This window comes from Leisingera aquaemixtae (assembly GCF_001458395.1).
Taxonomy (GTDB): domain Bacteria; phylum Pseudomonadota; class Alphaproteobacteria; order Rhodobacterales; family Rhodobacteraceae; genus Leisingera; species Leisingera aquaemixtae.
Genome location: NZ_CYSR01000009.1, coordinates 22,412 through 35,525, shown reverse-complemented (window position 1 = coordinate 35,525; position 13,114 = coordinate 22,412). Strand labels below are relative to the sequence as shown.

The following is a 13,114-nucleotide window of genomic DNA, read 5'->3' as shown; positions in this document are numbered from 1 at the left end:
AACATGGAAACTTTCACGCTCGGCGTTGTCCTGTTCACGGTGATCGTGCTGGCGCTGGTGGCCGTCATTCTGGCCGCCCGCTCCCGCCTGGTCTCCACCGGCAACGTCAACATCACCATCAACGGTGAAAAAACCATCTCGGTGCCCGCGGGCGGCAAGCTGCTGCAAACGCTGGCGGCCGAGAAACTGTTCGTCCCCTCCGCCTGCGGCGGCGGTGGCACCTGTGCGCAGTGCCGGGTGCGGGTGCATTCCGGCGGCGGCTCGATCCTGCCGACCGAGGAAAGCCACATCACCAAGCGCGAAGCCGCCTGCGGCGACCGCCTGTCCTGCCAGGTAGCGGTCAAGCAGGACATGGATATCGAAGTCCCCGAAGAGGTCTTCGGCGTCAAGAAATGGCGCTGCAAGGTGCGCTCCAACGAGAATGTGGCAACCTTCATCAAGGCGCTGGTGCTGGAGCTGCCCGAAGGCGAGGACGTGAATTTCCGCGCCGGCGGCTACATCCAGATCGAAGCGCCGGAGCACCAGCTGGCCTATACCGACTTCGACATCCAGGACGAGTACCGCGAGGATTGGGACCGCTTCAATCTGTGGCAGTACAAATCCGTGGTGGATGAGCCGGTCGAGCGCGCCTATTCGATGGCGAACTACCCGGACGAGAAGGGCATGATCATGCTGAACGTCCGCGTCGCCTCGCCGCCGCCGGGCAGCAGCGACATTCCGGCGGGTAAGATGTCGTCCTACATCTTCAACCTGAAACCGGGGGATGAGGTCACCATTTCCGGCCCGTTCGGAGAGTTTTTCGCCCGCGACACCGAAAAGGAGATGGTGTTCATCGGCGGCGGCGCCGGCATGGCGCCGATGCGCAGCCACATCTTCGACCAGATGAAACGCCTGAAGACCAACCGCAAGATCAGCTTCTGGTACGGCGCGCGGTCGAAGAAAGAGATGTTCTTTGTCGAGGACTTCGACCAGTTGGCGGCGGAAAACCCGAACTTTGAATGGCACGTGGCCCTGTCGGACCCGCAGCCGGACGATGACTGGGACGGCTACACCGGCTTTATCCACAACGTTCTGTATGAGGAATACCTCAAGAACCACCCGGCGCCGGAAGACTGCGAATTCTACATGTGCGGCCCGCCGATCATGAACCAGTCGGTGATCAACATGCTGCTGGACCTGGGCGTGGACCGCGAGGACATCATGCTCGACGATTTCGGCGGCTGAGCCGGACCCCGAAGCGGAAGATCAAAAGCCCCGGATGGAGACATCCGGGGCTTTGCCGTTTGGAGCGGGCGGAGCAGGGGCGGACCGGCTGCCCTGGGGCAGGTCCTGCTCTAGGCCGGCATGGCAGTCCCGATCCTGTTCCAGAGCTCATCGGCAACGACACCTATTGCCTGATCCCTGCGCCGCATCTTGAAAATCATCGTCCGGCGCAGCGGAAACCCTTCCAGGTTCAGGGGAAGCAAAGCCCCGGTCCGCCGTTCCTCCTCTGTCATGTGATCCGGCAGACCGCCCCAGCCGAGACCGGCGAGGATCACCTTTTTCTTGGCCGCGAGATCGGAAACCGTCCATTTCAGGCCGCCGGGCAACAGATCGCGGCTCTGTTCATGCGCCGCGCCGCCAGTGCCGGCGGCGACCACCTGCACATGGCTTTGCATTTCGGATGCCGACAAGGCGCGGGGTCCGGCGGGCAGGTTCAAGGCGGGACTGGCCACCGGCCGGATCGTGACCTCGGCAACCGGCTCTGCCTCCACATCGTCCAGCGGCACCCCGTCGAGGGAGGCGACCGCGATATCCGCCTTGCCCTCCATCAGCCGGGCAATCGGGCCGCCCATCATTTCCATGCGCAGCCGAAGGTGGGTCGCCGGGTGGCGCCGTCCGGTGTCCGCAAGCGCCGGCAGCAAAGGGTCCAGGTCCATGGTGGCACTGACGGCAAGTGTCAGCTCCGGCTCTTCGCGGGCGCGCAGCCGGGCGGCGGTGGATCGAAGCCCCTGCATCTGCCGCAGCACCCGCGACGCCTCGCGGTAAAATATCTCGCCTGCCGGGGTGAGCGCGGGGCGGTAGGCCTCGCGGCTGAACAGCTCCAGCTCCAGCTCCTCCTCCAGCTGGCGGATTGTGTGGCTGATGGCGGACTGCGACTTGTTCAGGCGCTCCGCCGCGCCGCGGAAGGTACCGGTCGAGACGATCGCTTCAAGGGCAAGGAGCTGGCCGTGTTTCATCAGCATTCAACATGATATATTTCTGTAATCGTTATCTTGAAAACTCGATATTATCAATCAATCATATCGGGAGGTAGTCAGAGGGCATCGCCACCACAGGAGACTGTCATGAAACTCTACTACAAACCCGGTGCCTGCCCGCTGGCCAGCCACATCGCCCTCTATGAAACCGGCCGCCCGTTTGACATCGAAGCGGTCGACACAGCGGCCGGGCGGACCGAAAGCGGCGCGGATTACCGTGCGATCAATCCCAAAGGCTATGTTCCGGCCCTGGGCCTGGACGACGGCAGCATCCTGACTGAAGGGGCGGCGGTTCTCCAGTACATCGCGGACAGCCATCCGGAGGCAGGTCTGGCGCCGGCGGCGGGCACCCTGGCCCGGGCCCGGATGCAGGAACAGCTCAACTGGATCGGGACCGAACTGCACAAGGCCTTTGGCCCGCTGTTCCGCGAGGGCACGTCCGAAGCCGGCAAAAACGACGCGCGCAGCGCGGTTGCGGGCAAATTCGACCTGATCGAGGCGCAGCTGGAGGATGGCCGCGAGTGGCTGGTCGAAAACCGGTTCTCGGTGGCCGATGCCTATCTGTTCGTGGTCTCGAACTGGGCGAACTTCACCGGCATCGGCCTGGCCCGCTGGCCCAATCTGGCGGCCTTCGTCAGCCGCAGCGCATCCCGCCCGTCGGCCCAGGCGGCGATGCGCGCTGAGGGGCTGATCCAATGACGCCTGCCGCCCACAATGAGGTCGGGGCACTGATGGAGGCCTATTTCGAGGGCCTCCATCAAGCCGACAGCGCCCTGCTGCGCAAGGTTTTTCACCCGCAGCTGGCCTATGTCTGCGCCACCGAAGGCGATGAGCTGTATCTGGATCTTGAAACCTACATGGCCCGCGTCGATTGCCGCGAGCCGCCGGCCAAACGTGGTGAGGCGCGCGAGGAGGAGATCCTGGAGATCGCCTTTGCCAGCGGCCGGCTGGCCCGCGTCAGCGCCCGGATGACCATGATGGGCAGGGATTTCCACGACCTGCTGACCCTTGTCCGCCACGACGCCGAATGGCGCATCGTTGCAAAAGTGTTCTCATATGTTCCGCGAAAGGACTGAACGATGCCCTATGTGAATATCAAAGTGACCCGCGAAGGCGGCCCCGATGGCACCGGCCCCAGCGCAGACCAGAAGGCGCAGCTGATCGCCGGGGTGACCGGTCTGCTGCAGGATGTTTTGGGCAAGAACCCGGCGACCACATTTGTGGTGATCGATGAGGTCCCGCTGGAAGATTGGGGCGTTGGCGGCCTGCCGGTGCAGGAGTACCGGAAGCAGGCGCAATGAAGACGCGGCTGACAGAGGCGCTGGGGATCACCTGTCCGGTGATCCAGGCGCCGATGGCCTTTGCGGCGGGCGGCGCGCTGGCCAGCGCTGTCTCCAATGCCGGCGGGCTGGGCATGATCGGGGGCGGTTACGGAGATGCCGGGTGGATCGAACAGCAGTTCGCCATCGCCGCGGGCGCCCGCGCGGGCTGCGGGCTGATCACCTGGAAGCTGGCGGAACAGCCGCACCTGCTGGAGCGGGTGCTGGCGCAGGACCCGGCGGCGGTTTTCCTGTCCTTCGGCGACCCGGCGCCGTTTGCGCCCGCGATCCGGCAGGCCGGCGTGCCGCTGATCTGCCAGGTCCAGACCCTGCGCGATGCGCAGCAGGCGCTGGACTGCGGAGCGGACATCATCGTCGCCCAAGGGGCGGATGCCGGCGGCCATGGAGAGGCCCGCGGCACCTTTGCCCTGGTGCCCGAGATCGCGGACGAGATCGCGCGCCAGAACAGCCAGGCGCTGCTGTGCGCCGCAGGCGGCATCACGGACGGGCGCGGCCTTGCAGCGGCCCTGATGCTCGGCGCGGACGGGGCGGTGATCGGCACCCGGTTCTGGGCCTCGCGCGAGGCGCTGGTGCATCCGCGCATTCTGAACCGCGCGCTGGCGGCAACGGGGGATGACACCATCCGCACCCGGGTGGTGGACGTGGTCCGCGGTCTGGACTGGCCCGGCCGTTACAACGTCCGCGTTCTGCGCAATCCCTTTATCCAGAAGTGGCACGGGGCAGAGGACGCCTTGCAGCTGCAAGCGGGCGCTGAAGCGGCCAAATGGGCGGCGGCTCAGGAGGCGGGGGATCCGGACATCGCAACCGCCATTACGGGCGAAGGCATCGGCATGATCCGCTCGGCGCCGCCTGCGGGGGATATTCTGGCGAACCTCATGACGGACGCGCGGCAGTGCCTTGCCAGGGCCGCGTCCGCCGCCGGGCGGGCAAGCGCCTTGACCTGACCGCTTGCGCCCCATGTCCGGCAGGGAGCGGGGCGGCCGGGGCGGCGGATACTCATGCACCGGAACGGGCGGGGGCGGAGACGCTCCCGCAGGTTTCATTTCTGCCGGGTCTCAGCAGGCATGATCCAGAACGAATTTGCTCGTGTGCCCCGGCGCATCAGCGCCTCATGGCACGGGACTTCGATCGCCAAGTCGCGGAGCGCCATGTCCGCATCGCCGTCATGAATGGCTACACCGCGCTCGGCATACCCGTCACAGAGATCCTGGGATAAGTCTGTCCGCGGACAGGGGAAGCTCGGCTTTCAGCCGATTTGTGCAACGGAGCCGTCCCGCACAAAAGCCGCCTTGGCTTTCCTCTGCGGGCATCGGCTTTGCCGCTGTCCGCCAGCGGAACCAGCCCGGAGCACCGCAGGGTGTCCGGGCCGGAGCCTGTGCCGGAAAGGCCAAGCGCCCTAGCCGACGATCATCTGTTTCATGCGCAGGGCCTCATACTCCAGCTCCTGCAGGCGGAAGTTCACCACGTCGCCCACCGTGATCATCCCGCAAAGACGGTCGTCCTTGACCACCGGCAGGTGGCGGAAGCGGCCCTCGTTCATCACCTTGGCGACGTCGATCAGCAGGTCGTCCGGTTTGCAGGTCTTGACCTCGCGGGTCATGATGTCCTCGACCAGCTGCGGCAGGGTGTGGCCCGGCGTCTCTGCCAGCCGCCGCACGATGTCGCGCTCCGACAGGATGCCCTGCAGCGCGCCGTTCTGGTCGGTCACCACCAGTGCGCCGATGCGCTTGTCGCGCAGCGCCTCCACCGCATGGCCGACGGTGTCGTTCGGGCGGATTGCGAAAATCGCGTCGCCCTTGGCCTCCAGAAGCTTCGCAACGGTGGACTGGCCGTGCGACAAATTCGACTCGGGCGACTGGCTGTGGCTTTGCTGCCCGGCCTTGTCGCCCCGGGTCGGAGGCTGGTATGAGAACGGTGCCATGCGCGGGTCTCCTCCTATCCTGCATCAGGTCATGCCCCCATCTTAACGGCGGATTGCCATCCGGGAAGGGGCGAAATGACGCGAGCGCTAACAAAGGCCGGAAAACAACATGTTCGAATCCCTCTATCTGACCCCCGTCACCGGCGCGCTGACCGTGTTCGTGGTGGTGGTCTGCGGCCATCTGTACCGGCAGAACTGGAAGACCCAGCCGCCCGATGCGCGGCTGAGGGCCTGGCTGTTCGGGGTGCCCGCCGCGGTTGGCCTTCTGGCCCTGGCCTTTGTGCCGCTGAAGTTCTGAGGCGGCATTTGACTCTGGCGCGGGGCAGGGGCATAGCAGCGCCAGTTTTATCCCCGGAGGTTGACCGATGCCCAGAAGGTTCCTGCTTGCCCTGATCCTGCCCGCGGTGCTGCTGGCGTCCGGCTGCTGGTTTGGCAGCGAGCCGGAGGAGGTCCGCCTGTCGGGCCAGACCATGGGCACCACCTACAGCGTGACCGCCATCGGTGCGGATCTGGACCAGGAGCGGCTGGCCGCGGAGGTGGACGCCACCCTGGCGGCGGTCAACGCCAAGATGTCGAACTGGGATCCGGCCTCGGAAGTGTCCACCTTTTCCGCCGCGCGCAGCACTGCGCCGGTGCGGGTGTCGCCGGAATTTGCCCATGTGCTGGCGGCAGCCAATGACGTGCATGAAAAGACCGGCGGCAAGTTCGACGTGACGCTTGGCCCGCTGATCGAGCTGTGGGGCTTCGGCCCGCGCAAGCCGGAGGACCCGGTGCCGTCCGATGCGGCCATCGCCAAAGCGCTGGAGGGCGTCGGGCAGGGCCGGCTGCTGACGCTGGATGCAGGGGCCGGCACCCTGAAGAAATCCGCGCCGCAGACCGGCATCAACCTGTCGGCGATTGCCAAGGGATACGGGGTCGACGCGGTGGCGCAGACGCTGCAGGGCTTTGGCGTTGAGAACTACATGGTGGAGATCGGCGGCGATCTGGTGACCAAGGGGCAAAACGCCAAGGGCGAGGCCTGGCGCATCGGCATCGAGAAACCGGATGCGGCGGCGCAGACGGTGCAGCTGATCGTGCCGGTCAGCAACCTGGGCCTGGCGACCTCCGGCGATTACCGCAATTATTTCGAGCATGAGGGCCAGCGCTATTCCCACATCCTGGACCCGGTTGCCGGGCGGCCGGTGACGCACCGCACCGCCTCGGTCACGGTGATTGCGGACAACGCGATGCTGGCGGATGCCTGGGCGACCGCGATGCTGGTTCTGGGCAGCGCGGACGGGCTGAAGCTGGCGGAGCAGCATAAACTTGCCGTGTTTTTCATCGATCGGGACGTGCAAGCCGGCGAAGATGCCTATATGACCTCTGCAAGCAGCGCTTTCGAGGCGCTGACCGGAAACTGAGCCGCGTACTGAGCGACATCGCGAGGGACCCCAATGAGCACCTTTCTTTTGGCCTTTATCCTGCTTCTGATCGTGACCCTGGGCATGTCGCTGGGGGTGATGCTGATGGGCAAGAAGATCAAGGGCAGCTGCGGCGGGCTGAACGCGATTTCCGGTGCCGACAAATGCGTCGTCTGCTCCAAGGACATCGACCCCGACAGCCCGCTGCGCGACAAGCTGCAGTGCAAGCGCGCCCGCCGGATGGTGGAGCAGATGCAGGAAGAACAGGCCTAAGGCCAGGGCTGCGGCACGGCGCGGGCAGCGTCCGCGCCGCCAAGGGGCGGGCCGGTCCGCGGCGTGCGGAACACGGTTTCACCTTACTCAGTCTCAGGGTCTGACTCTGCCGCCTCCAAGGCCGCGACCGCGCTGGCCGGGGGGCGATCGGGTGCCCAGCCCTTGCCCAGGGCGATCTGCAGCCGGGCCCAGGACAGCGCCAGGTCGCGGCGGGCGGCGATCAGGCTCAGCTCGTTGTCGCGCAGGGCTTCCTCGGTGTTCAGAAGGTCGAACAGGGTGATTTCATTGGCCCGGAAGGTTTCGCGCGCAAGATCGGCAACCTTGCCGCCCAGACTGACCGCCCGCGCCTGCGCTGCGGTGCGCTCCCGGGCGGCCTTCAGCGCGCTTTGCTGCGCCTGCACCTCTTCCACCGCGCCGCGCACCGCTGCGCGGTAATCGTATTCGGTGGCTTTGGCCTCGGCGATGGCGCGCTCGTGGAAGGCGCGCAGAACCGGGCGGTTGAACAGCGGCAGCCGCAGCGACGGCCCGATCTGGTAGAGATCGGGCAGGCCGCGGAACGCCTCGATGGAGCCGGTGACTTCGAGCGACGGGTAAAGCTCGGCCTCGGTGACGCCGATACCGGCGGTGGCGCTGCGCAGATGGGCTTCGGCCAGCAGCACATCGGGACGGTTGCGCAACAGGCTGGCAGGCACGCCCAGTTCGGGCTGGGTTGAGGGATGGGGCTGGCCGGAACTGTTCTGCATCATCGCAAACACCTCGGATGCGTCGCGGTCCAGCAGCGTGGCCAGGGCAAAAACGGACGCCTCATAACCGGAGATGAAGCCCGGCAGATCCGCCTTGGCGCTGGCGACCTGCAGCTTGGTGCGCTCCAGATCCAGGGCGAGGACGGCGCGGGCGGCCTCCAGCTCCTCCACCGTGGCCAGGATCTGCCGGCGCAGCCCGATCGTCTTGCGGGTAACGGCGGCGCCGCGCTGGAAAAACCGCGCCTCGATATAGGTGCGGGTGATCGCGTCGATGATCGCCAGCCGGGTGGTGGCCATCTGGTAGAACTGCGCGTCGCGGTCGGCAACGGCCCGTTCGGAGTGGCGCTGGAAGCCGCCGAACAGGTCGAACACATAGGTGGCGCCGATTTCGGCGGAGTCCAGGCTGGTTGAGCCGTCCTGCGAGTTCCGGCGCGAAAAGACCGAGCTGCCCTCCAGATCGCCGCGCACCTGTTCCGGGCGGCCGCTGGCACGGCGCACCGCCTCAGCCGCCTTAAGGCGCTGGCGGGCGGATTTGATATCCAGGTTCTGCGCCAGCCCTGCCGCCACCAGCCGGTCCAGGGCGGCATCGTTCAGCCCCTGCCACCAGGTTTCAGCCGCGCCCTGCACGGTGGCAAAGGAGCGGGTCTGGTAATAGCTGGCCGGCACCGCGAAGGCGGGACGCTGGTAATCCCGGCCCGCGGCGGTGCAGCTGCACAGGAGAGTTCCGGCCAGCAGCACGGAACGGGCTGTCCAATTGGATCTGCTCATGGCTTGCCTCTGGGCGCCCTGTCTGATGCGGGCGTTCCCGGAATCATAGGCAGCAGCGGACGGCGCCGCGAAGCTCTTCCTGCCGCCCGCCGCGGCTTTGTCCGGAACTGATGCGTGCGGCCCACAGGCTGGAGAGTGCGCAAATTCGGGCCAGTCTGGCGTTTTTGCCCCCTCCGGCCCGGCCGGGACGGGTCATCCTGCCAGCCCAGTCAGCAGCGCGCCGCGCCAGACAGGAGACGGCCCGCCCGCCCGCGCCTGCGCTTGACGCATACACAGGGCGGGTCCACTGTTTGCCGGCGCGCGGGCTGAACCCCAGCCGCGGCGCCGCCGTCGGCAGCCCCTTGGGACAGCTGAACCGCAATTGCGACGTGAAAGTGAGAACAACCTGATGGACCTGCAAAAATTCTATATCGGCGGCGCCTGGGTGACGCCGCATTCGACCCGGGAATTCCCGGTGATGAACCCGGCAACGGAGGAGCGGATCGGCACGATCATCCTCGGAGATGACATGGATGTGGACGCGGCTGTCGCGGCCGCCAGGGAGGCGTTCGCCAGCTACTCCCGGACCTCGCGGGAGGAGCGGATCGCGCTGCTGGAGAAGCTGCTGGAACTCAGCAAGGAGCGGCGCGAAGTGCTGGCGCAGGCGATGCGGGCCGAAATGGGCGCGCCGATCACGATGGCGCGCGAGGCCCAGGCCGATTCGGGGACCGGGCATCTGGAAGCCATCCTGGACGCGCTGAAAGCCCAGGAGCTGCGCGAGACGCTGCCCAACGGCGACATCCTGGTGCGCGAGCCGATCGGGGTCTGCGGCCTGATCACGCCGTGGAACTGGCCGGTGAACCAGATCGCATTGAAGGTGCTGCCGGCGCTGGCCACGGGCTGCACCTGCGTGCTGAAACCGTCGGAGCATACGCCGATGTCAGCCGCCGTTTACGCCCAGATGATCCATGACGCGGGCTTTCCGGCGGGGGTGTTCAACCTGATCCACGGCGACGGCCCGACCGTTGGCGCAGGCCTGTCGCGGCATCCCGGTATCGACATGATGTCCTTCACCGGCTCGACCAAGGCGGGCATCGCGGTTTCCAAGGACGCCGCCGATACCGTCAAGCGGGTGACGCTGGAACTGGGCGGCAAATCCCCGAACCTGGTGTTTGCCGATGCCGACCTGGAGGAACGGGTCACCGCCTCGGTGCTGGAGTGCTTTTACAACACGGGGCAAAGCTGCGACGCGCCGACCCGGATGCTGGTGGAGCAAAGCTGCTACGATGAAGTGCTGGACATCGCCAGGGCCGCAGCACAGGGCCAGGCCGTCGGCGATCCGGAGGAGGAGGGCGATCACATCGGCCCGATGTTCGATCAGATCCAGTTCGACCGGGTGCAGAGCATGATCCAGACCGGCATCGACGAGGGCGCCACCGTGCTGGCCGGCGGCCTGGGCCGGCCCGGCGGGCTGGACGCGGGCTGGTACGTGCGCCCCACCATCTTTGCCGATGTGACCAATGACATGGCCATCGCCCGGCAGGAGATCTTCGGCCCGGTGCTGGTGATCATCCCCTTCGAGGACGAGGAGGACGCGATCCGCATCGCCAATGATACGCCTTACGGCCTGGCCGCCTATCTGCAGACCGGCGATCCGGACCGCGCCGAACGGGTGGCCGCCCGGCTGCGCGCGGGGGCTGTGCATATCAACGGCGGCGGCTTCAATTACGGCTCGCCCTTCGGCGGCTACAAGCAGTCCGGCAATGGCCGCGAAGGCGGGATGATGGGGCTGGAAGATTATCAGGAAGTGAAAACCCTGCATTTCGGCTGAGGCCGCGCCTCAGGGCTTTCATCTTTCCCGAAATACTCCGGGGAGCGCGAGGGGCCGGCCCCTCGCCCCCTCTCTCTCATCGCACACCTGCGCCTGCCAGGCCGTTATCCTTTTGCTCAGACGGCGGGCGCGCCATAGATCAGGCGGCTCAGATCCGAGAACTTGCTGCCGTCTCGGGTGAACCCCAGAACCGCATCGCGGATTGCGCTGGCGCGGGCCGCGCCCAGCACGGGGGCGGCGAACTCCATGAACTTGCGCTCAACGTCCTGTCGGGAAAACGGTGCTTCGGGGCCGCCGCGGGCGTGGACATCGCCGGACTCGATCACCCGCCCGTCAGTCAGCGTCACCACCACATCCGCAACCCGGCAGGCCGGGAAGCGGACCGAATGGCGCGCGGCCTCCGCGACCGAAATCCGCTCGTGGATCGAAGCAACCAGCGGGTCGGAAAGGCCCGCGCCGGAGATATGCTCGACCCCGATCCGGCCATATGCCGCCTGCACCGCCACGGCAAAGCCCAGCGAGTACTGCGCCTGGCTGGTGGTGACGGGGATGCCGGGGTAGAGGCAGGCGCTTTCGTGGAAGGTGCTGATGCGGATTCTGGCCAGCTGGTCATGAGACAGACCGTGCTCCAGCATCACCTGCCGCAGCGCGTCGATCGGGGCATGGGCCCAGCGGCAGACCGGGTAGGGCTTCACATACTGATGCTCCATCTGCCAGAAGCTGCCGAGGTCCTGCCAGTGCTCAGCCACCCGGTCTTCCTCGATGGTGATCGCGGGGGCGCCGGTAAAGCCTTTCCCGGCCAGAACCGCCGCCGACATCCCGGCCAGCGCGCCCCAGCCGGAGCCGTCATGCAGCATCGTGGGACTGGCGATCTCGCGCATCATCTGGCTGCGGGGGCCGTGGAATTCGGCAATTCCCAGCGCCTCGCGCAGCTGGGCGCGGGACAGCCCGCGCATCCGCGCCGCCACCGTCGCCACCCCCAGCGCGTTCCAGGCGCCAGAGGTGTGGTAATCGCTGACGGTGGCATGCAGCGACAGCGCGGCGCGGCCTGACAGCTCATAGCCGACGGTGGTGATCGCCAGTGCCTCAGGACCGGAGAAGTCCGGCACGGTTTCCGCCAGCGCCGCGATGGCCGGGATCACCGCCACGCCGATGTGGCCCTTGGTCGGAGCATAGCCGTCATGGCCGTCCAGATTGTCGGTGGCGGTGGCGGCGGCATAGGCGGCGCCTGCGGCGCTGACCCGGCGGCCGTCGAACATCAGGCGGGCGCCCAGCCCCTCCTCGCCGCAGCCGTAAAGCGCCACGGCGGTGTCGCGGGCGATGCGGCCGGCCTCCATCGGGGTGGCGCCGATGGTGATGCCAATGGTGTCCAAGAACATCAGCGCCGCCGCCTGGCGGGTGGTATCCGGCAGGGCGGCGGGGGTGAGCCCGAAGATGAAATCGGCGGCACGGTCGAAGGCGGCGGTCATGGCGGATCTTTCGCAGGGCGTTTCCCGCGTCAGGCTAGGCTGTCCGGGGTCCGCTGACCCGCAAAGAAACCGGGGTCTTAGGGCCGGGATATTTCGTGAAATGCGCACCAAACGACGCTTTCCGGCCATCGCGGGCCGCTAACCCTTGGGAATTGCGGCGCATTCCAAAGCATGTGAACATGGCCCCGAAACCGCCAGCGGACTGCGTGATGAAGAATCTCCCCCATCTGACCTTCCTGCGCTCTTTCGAGGCTGCGGCGCGCTACCTCAGCTTCACCTCGGCGGCGGATGAGCTGAACTGCACCCAGTCCGCTGTCTCCAACCACGTGCGCAGCCTGGAGGAATTCATCGGCCGGCCGCTGTTCGTGCGCCATCCGCGCTCGCTGTCGCTGACCGATGTGGGCGAGGCCTATCTGCCCTCGGTCCGCCATGCGCTGCAGGAGATTGATTCAGCCACTCAGCTGCTGATTTCGCAAAGCCACAAGCGGGAGGTGGTGATCTCCTGCCCGGTCAGCCTGGCGGAGAAATGGCTGATCGGCGTGGTCGACGGGTTCACCAAGGCGCACCCGGACATCGACCTGACCATTCACAGCACGATCTGGGTGGATGTGGAGACCAACGTCTCCGACATCTCGATCACCATCAACCACGTGGATGATGTGATGGGCCCGGCGGTGAAGCTGTGGGACGAGAAGCTGGCGCTGGTGTGCGCGCCGGATTACCGGGCCGGCGGCGAGGTTCTGACCCGGCCCGAACAGCTGGCGGAGGCCAAGCTGATCCACATCCTGGGCCGCCCGGTCTATTGGGAGAGGATCGCCAAGCACTTCGGCCTGACCGGGATTGAGCATAAGGGCGGGTTGCAGACCAACTCCTCCAACATGGGGCTGGAGTTTGCGGCCAATGCGCTGGGATGCGTCGTGCTGCCCAAATCACTGGTGCGCCAGCAGGTGGCCAGCGGGCGGCTGGTGGAGCCGTTCGCGTTTGACCTCGACTGCCCCTGGACCTATTTCGCCACCTTCAAGGACAAGGCGGCCACACCCTCGGCCAAGCATTTCAAGACCTGGCTCTTGAAGGCTGCGGCGGAGATGGAGCTGTAGCGCCTGACCGCCGTGTGCCGCGGACATTGAATTCCAGCGGCGCTTCGCGTATA

At 66.5% G+C, this 13,114-nt stretch carries 14 protein-coding genes and 1 pseudogene; 11 read left to right on the top strand and 4 right to left on the bottom strand.

What is annotated here, in order from left to right:
• Positions 1-3 precede the first annotated feature (3 nt).
• Positions 4-1,224, top strand: a complete 1,221-nt coding sequence (gene nqrF / locus PHA8399_RS03310) for an NADH:ubiquinone reductase (Na(+)-transporting) subunit F (protein WP_058284772.1) — start codon at positions 4-6, stop codon at positions 1,222-1,224.
• Positions 1,225-1,334: 110 nt separating this feature from the next.
• Here the strand turns inward: nqrF and PHA8399_RS03305 are convergent, their stop codons facing one another.
• The gene (locus tag PHA8399_RS03305) at positions 1,335-2,219 is read right to left on the bottom strand and encodes a LysR family transcriptional regulator (protein ID WP_058284845.1); all 885 of its coding nucleotides are present in this window, start codon (positions 2,217-2,219) and stop codon (positions 1,335-1,337) included.
• A gap of 108 nt (positions 2,220-2,327) precedes the next feature.
• On the opposite strand from PHA8399_RS03305, the gene gstA reads away from it, so the two are divergent.
• The 5 genes and pseudogenes from gstA to PHA8399_RS22185 form a co-directional block, all read left to right on the top strand.
• Positions 2,328-2,939: a glutathione transferase GstA gene (gstA, locus tag PHA8399_RS03300; RefSeq protein WP_058284771.1), complete on the top strand. Its 612-nt coding sequence runs from the start codon at positions 2,328-2,330 to the stop codon at positions 2,937-2,939.
• Positions 2,936-3,316, top strand: coding sequence for a nuclear transport factor 2 family protein (locus PHA8399_RS03295; protein WP_058284770.1), 381 nt, complete (start codon positions 2,936-2,938; stop codon positions 3,314-3,316). Before gstA ends, PHA8399_RS03295 begins: the two co-directional genes overlap by 4 nt.
• 3 nt (positions 3,317-3,319) lie before the next feature.
• Positions 3,320-3,541, top strand: a complete 222-nt coding sequence (locus tag PHA8399_RS03290; RefSeq protein WP_058284769.1) for a tautomerase family protein — start codon at positions 3,320-3,322, stop codon at positions 3,539-3,541.
• Positions 3,538-4,524 (top strand): NAD(P)H-dependent flavin oxidoreductase, encoded by a 987-nt coding sequence (locus tag PHA8399_RS03285; RefSeq protein WP_058284768.1) that lies wholly within the window; start codon positions 3,538-3,540, stop codon positions 4,522-4,524. The genes PHA8399_RS03290 and PHA8399_RS03285 overlap by 4 nt, the downstream gene beginning before the upstream one ends.
• A gap of 158 nt (positions 4,525-4,682) precedes the next feature.
• A pseudogene (locus PHA8399_RS22185) lies at positions 4,683-4,796 on the top strand (IS5/IS1182 family transposase); the annotation flags it as partial.
• A gap of 180 nt (positions 4,797-4,976) precedes the next feature.
• Here the strand turns inward: PHA8399_RS22185 and PHA8399_RS03275 are convergent.
• A complete protein-coding gene (locus PHA8399_RS03275) occupies positions 4,977-5,501 on the bottom strand; it encodes a CBS domain-containing protein (protein ID WP_058284766.1) in 525 nt (174 codons plus the stop codon).
• 109 nt (positions 5,502-5,610) lie between these two features.
• On the opposite strand from PHA8399_RS03275, the gene PHA8399_RS03270 reads away from it, so the two are divergent.
• From PHA8399_RS03270 to nqrM, 3 genes are all read left to right on the top strand, one after another.
• Entirely contained in the window at positions 5,611-5,799 is a 189-nt protein-coding gene (locus tag PHA8399_RS03270) for a hypothetical protein (protein ID WP_058284765.1), read from the top strand.
• Between the two features lie 67 nt (positions 5,800-5,866).
• The gene (locus PHA8399_RS03265; protein ID WP_058284764.1) at positions 5,867-6,901 is read left to right on the top strand and encodes an FAD:protein FMN transferase; all 1,035 of its coding nucleotides are present in this window, start codon (positions 5,867-5,869) and stop codon (positions 6,899-6,901) included.
• A gap of 33 nt (positions 6,902-6,934) precedes the next feature.
• Positions 6,935-7,174: a (Na+)-NQR maturation NqrM gene (gene nqrM / locus PHA8399_RS03260; RefSeq protein ID WP_008558301.1), complete on the top strand. Its 240-nt coding sequence runs from the start codon at positions 6,935-6,937 to the stop codon at positions 7,172-7,174.
• Between the two features lie 83 nt (positions 7,175-7,257).
• Here the strand turns inward: nqrM and PHA8399_RS03255 are convergent, their stop codons facing one another.
• Positions 7,258-8,685: an efflux transporter outer membrane subunit gene (locus PHA8399_RS03255; RefSeq protein WP_058284763.1), complete on the bottom strand. Its 1,428-nt coding sequence runs from the start codon at positions 8,683-8,685 to the stop codon at positions 7,258-7,260.
• A 388-nt stretch (positions 8,686-9,073) separates the two neighbouring features.
• Between PHA8399_RS03255 and PHA8399_RS03250 the strand changes: the two genes are divergently transcribed.
• Entirely contained in the window at positions 9,074-10,495 is a 1,422-nt protein-coding gene (locus tag PHA8399_RS03250) for an aldehyde dehydrogenase family protein (protein ID WP_058284762.1), read from the top strand.
• Between the two features lie 116 nt (positions 10,496-10,611).
• Here the strand turns inward: PHA8399_RS03250 and PHA8399_RS03245 are convergent, their stop codons facing one another.
• Positions 10,612-11,964 (bottom strand): MmgE/PrpD family protein, encoded by a 1,353-nt coding sequence (locus PHA8399_RS03245; RefSeq protein WP_058284761.1) that lies wholly within the window; start codon positions 11,962-11,964, stop codon positions 10,612-10,614.
• A 209-nt stretch (positions 11,965-12,173) separates the two neighbouring features.
• Here PHA8399_RS03245 and PHA8399_RS03240 point away from each other — a divergent pair, with 209 nt between their 5' ends.
• The gene (locus tag PHA8399_RS03240) at positions 12,174-13,061 is read left to right on the top strand and encodes a LysR substrate-binding domain-containing protein (RefSeq protein ID WP_058284760.1); all 888 of its coding nucleotides are present in this window, start codon (positions 12,174-12,176) and stop codon (positions 13,059-13,061) included.
• The last annotated feature ends 53 nt before the right edge of the window (positions 13,062-13,114 follow it).

Bases quoted from the DNA above. Each gene is read 5' to 3' on its own strand.
- PHA8399_RS03275 (WP_058284766.1), bottom strand. From the start codon at position 5,501: ATGGCACCGTTCTCATACCAGCCTCCGACCCGGGGCGACAAGGCCGGG.
- PHA8399_RS03245 (WP_058284761.1), bottom strand. From the start codon at position 11,964: ATGACCGCCGCCTTCGACCGTGCCGCCGATTTCATCTTCGGGCTCACC.
- nqrM (WP_008558301.1), top strand. From the start codon at position 6,935: ATGAGCACCTTTCTTTTGGCCTTTATCCTGCTTCTGATCGTGACCCTG.
- PHA8399_RS03270 (WP_058284765.1), top strand. From the start codon at position 5,611: ATGTTCGAATCCCTCTATCTGACCCCCGTCACCGGCGCGCTGACCGTG.
- PHA8399_RS03285 (WP_058284768.1), top strand. From the start codon at position 3,538: ATGAAGACGCGGCTGACAGAGGCGCTGGGGATCACCTGTCCGGTGATC.
- PHA8399_RS03290 (WP_058284769.1), top strand. From the start codon at position 3,320: ATGCCCTATGTGAATATCAAAGTGACCCGCGAAGGCGGCCCCGATGGC.
- PHA8399_RS03250 (WP_058284762.1), top strand. From the start codon at position 9,074: ATGGACCTGCAAAAATTCTATATCGGCGGCGCCTGGGTGACGCCGCAT.
- PHA8399_RS03305 (WP_058284845.1), bottom strand. From the start codon at position 2,219: ATGAAACACGGCCAGCTCCTTGCCCTTGAAGCGATCGTCTCGACCGGT.
- gstA (WP_058284771.1), top strand. From the start codon at position 2,328: ATGAAACTCTACTACAAACCCGGTGCCTGCCCGCTGGCCAGCCACATC.
- PHA8399_RS03240 (WP_058284760.1), top strand. From the start codon at position 12,174: ATGAAGAATCTCCCCCATCTGACCTTCCTGCGCTCTTTCGAGGCTGCG.
- PHA8399_RS03295 (WP_058284770.1), top strand. From the start codon at position 2,936: ATGACGCCTGCCGCCCACAATGAGGTCGGGGCACTGATGGAGGCCTAT.
- PHA8399_RS03255 (WP_058284763.1), bottom strand. From the start codon at position 8,685: ATGAGCAGATCCAATTGGACAGCCCGTTCCGTGCTGCTGGCCGGAACT.
- PHA8399_RS03265 (WP_058284764.1), top strand. From the start codon at position 5,867: ATGCCCAGAAGGTTCCTGCTTGCCCTGATCCTGCCCGCGGTGCTGCTG.
- nqrF (WP_058284772.1), top strand. From the start codon at position 4: ATGGAAACTTTCACGCTCGGCGTTGTCCTGTTCACGGTGATCGTGCTG.